A 3134-nucleotide genomic window follows, 5' to 3' on the forward strand; every position below is an offset into this window, starting at 1 on the left:
GACCCTGCCCTTGCGGGTGGCCCTGGCCTCCTTCCTGGCCTTCTACCTCTTCGCCCTTGGCCCGCTCCATCCCAGGCGCCTGGAGGAGGTAGAGGCCATGGGGAGAGCCTCCTAGCCGGTGCGAAGAGGGCTTGGTCTTATCGCTAAGCTTGTTTCCCGCAAGGCTGACCCTCCCCTGAGGCCCGGGTGGACCGGCCCTACCCATGGGGGTGGGGGGTAACACTACCTTGGAAGGGCGCAGATGGGCGGAGGGGGAACGGAGTCTCGGGAAAACGGCGGGAGGATTCCTGAGCCGCTTTGGCGTGGGGGTTTGGGCGTATCCCCTCAGTTTGTGGTGGTGGGAGGGACCTGGTGCCCACGGCTCTGGGCCGGGTAGCTTGAGCCCGGGCCCCCCACCAAAAGAGCTGGAAAGGGCACCCCCGAAGGGAAGGGGTCTACTCCCTGGAGGCCTCCGGGACCCCCTTCACCCTACAGTTTTAGGCTCCCCTTCACCCCGAGGGCGGAAGCGGCACCTCCAGGGAAGAGGCCTCCTCCTCCCGGGGGGCCTTGGACAGGCTTTCCTCCGCCTCTAAAAGCCTGAGGAAGCCCATCAGGTCCACCGCCGCCAGGTCGTAGAGGAAGGCCTCCACCACCCGCTCCGGCACCACCCCCTCGCCCCCTCGCACCGCGTACCCCAGGGTCCTCAGGCTCTGGGCCACCGTGGCCGCAAGCTGCTGCTCAAAGGGCACCGGGGCCGCAGGGAAGAGGATCCGCACGGGGCTCTTCATTCCAAGGCGCACCACCCGGCCCAGGACCTGGTCCAGCCCCGTGGCCGTCCAGGGCAGGGTGAGGACGATCTGGGCCGTAGGTCTCTTCCCCGTGGTGTCGTGGAAGGAGAGGCCCACACCCCCCTTGCCCGCGGTGGCCAGGAGGAGGCGCACCCTCCCCTCGTCCCAGGCCGCCTTGGTCCTCCTGAGGGCGCTTCCCGTCTCCGCCCCGGTGTAGAAGGCGAGGTCCTCTCCCAGCCCTCCGAAGGCCTCCCGGACCATCGCCACGGGGGAGGGGAGGGTGAGCCCGAGGCCCTTCAGGGCCGGGGCCAGGTGGCGGTGGAGGGCCCCCTTGAGCCCCCTCTCCTCGGCGTCCTGGAGGAAGGCCTCCACCGCCTCGGGGCTCGTGAGGTCCAGGGTCTTGTCCGAGCGGTACTGGACGAAGAGCAGGACGTGCCACCCCTCCTCCAGGAGGCCGGCCACCAGGGGAAGGGCCGCCCTCAGCTTGATCCTCTCCAGGATGGCCCGGGAGAGGAGGGTGCGCTGGGCCATGACGATCCCCCGCTCCTCCTGGGGGGCCCGGTAGGCCGCCGCCTTGAGCCGCCTCCGCACCTCCGCCAGGAGGGCCTTCGCCTCCTCGGGGACCTCCAGGAGGGGGACCTCGTAGGCCACCAGGCCCTCTGGGGGGCGGAAGAGGCGCTTGGTGAGGAGGTTGCGGTCCCGGAGGTACCCGTGGAAGCGGGCTAGGTCCTCAATCCCCCCCGCGAAGTAGAACTCCCTCCCTCCCCGGTACCGCTCCCGGGTGTAGACGGCGAACTGGCGCATGAAACGGGTGAAGAGGCGGTAAGGGACGAAGCCCGTGGGCTCCAGGAGGTAACGGGCCTCCCAGGGCCGGTCAAAGGGGGTGGCGGTGGCGTAAAGGGTGAAGAGGGCCCGCCAGGCGGCCTCCACGTGGGCCTCGAGGTAGGCCACCCGCTCGGGGTCCTCCACGACGGCCTCTCCCGTCCAGAGGTCGGGGTAGGCGGCCCCGTTTTCCGTGATGTAAAGGGGCCAGGGCACCTCCCGGCCGAGGTGCTTCAAGAGGTGGTAAAGCCCCTCGGGGTAGACCTCCCACCCCATGGCCGTGACCGGCCCCTCCGGGGGAAGGTAGCGCACGGGCAAAGGCCCCGTCCCCGGGGCCACGCGGACGGGGGCGTAGTAGTTCACCCCTAGGAAGTCCAGGGGCCTTGCGACGAGCTCCAGGTCACGGGAGAGGTTGGGAGTGGGCGGGGGGTCTTGAAAGGGGCTTTCGGGATACCCCCTGCCCAGGATGGGGTCCAGGAAGTAGCGGTTGTGGTAGCGGTCAGCCACGTCCACCGCCTCGGGGTCCTCGCCGTACACCGGGGCGAAGTTGAGGACGATCCCCACCCGCTTCGCCCCCGCGGCCCTCAAGGCCTCCACGGCGAGGCCGTGCCCCAGGAGGAGGTGGTGGGCGGCGCGAAGGGCCGCCTCCAGGTTCCTGAGGCCGGGGGCGTGTTCCCCCGTCCAGTGCCCGAGGAAGGCCGAGCACCAGGGCTCGTTCAGGGTGGCGAAGAAGGGCACCCGGTCGGCGAGGGCCCGGGCCACCGCCTCGGCGTACTCGGCGAAGGCGAAGGCGGTCTCCCGGCTCCGCCAACCGCCCCGGTCCTCGAGGGCCTGGGGCAGGTCCCAGTGGTAGAGGGTGAGGAAGGGCGTGATCCCCGCCGCGAGAAGCCGGTCCACCAGGCGGTCGTGAAAGGCGAGGCCCTTGGGGTTGATCCGCCCCCGGCCCTCGGGGAGGATCCGAGGCCAGGCCACGGAGAAGCGATAGACCCCCACCCCAAGGGATTGCATAAGGGCAATGTCCTCCTCGTAGCGGTGGTAGTGGTCGCAGGCGGGCTCCCCTGTGCTTCCGCCCCAGATGGCCCCCGGGCGGCGGGCGAAGGTGTCCCAGATGGAAGGCCCCCGCCCGTCCTCCTGGGTGGCCCCCTCGATCTGGTAGGCGCTGGTGGCTACCCCCCACAGAAACTTTTCGGCGTTCTCGGCCATGCGCGTTCCTCCTCCCAACGCCTAGCCCTTCACCGACCCGGCGGTGAGGCCTTGGATGAGCTGGCGCTGCGCGAAGAAGAAGAGGACGAGGACGGGCAGCGTGGCCACCGTGGCGGCGGCCATGACCAGGTCGTAGCGGTTCTGGTAAGTACCCTCCCCCAAGATTTTCAACTCCACACCCCCCAGGGCCTTGAGGGCCTGAACCACCGCCTCCCTAAGCTCCTCAACCCCCCCGTAGTGCCGCCGAGGCATCAAAAACCCCTTCACCCGCCGCCACACACCCTCCATGGGGTTCAAATGGGGACTGTACCGGGGCAGGTATCCCACCGTAAGCCCCCGCTC

At 69.7% G+C, this 3134-nt stretch carries 2 protein-coding genes; both read right to left on the reverse strand.

Annotation, left to right across the window (positions count from 1 at the left end; all coding sequences use genetic code 11):
• Window positions 1-488: 488 nt before the first annotated feature.
• Window positions 489-2792 (reverse strand): GH1 family beta-glucosidase, encoded by a 2304-nt coding sequence (locus Mlute_RS14630; protein WP_119361275.1) that lies wholly within the window; start codon window positions 2790-2792, stop codon window positions 489-491.
• Between the two features lie 21 nt (window positions 2793-2813).
• A partial coding sequence (locus Mlute_RS16300; protein WP_245959004.1) for a transposase occupies window positions 2814-3134 on the reverse strand: 321 nt, incomplete at its 5' end.

The organism is Meiothermus luteus (assembly GCF_003574085.1).
GTDB classification, from domain to species: domain Bacteria; phylum Deinococcota; class Deinococci; order Deinococcales; family Thermaceae; genus Meiothermus; species Meiothermus luteus.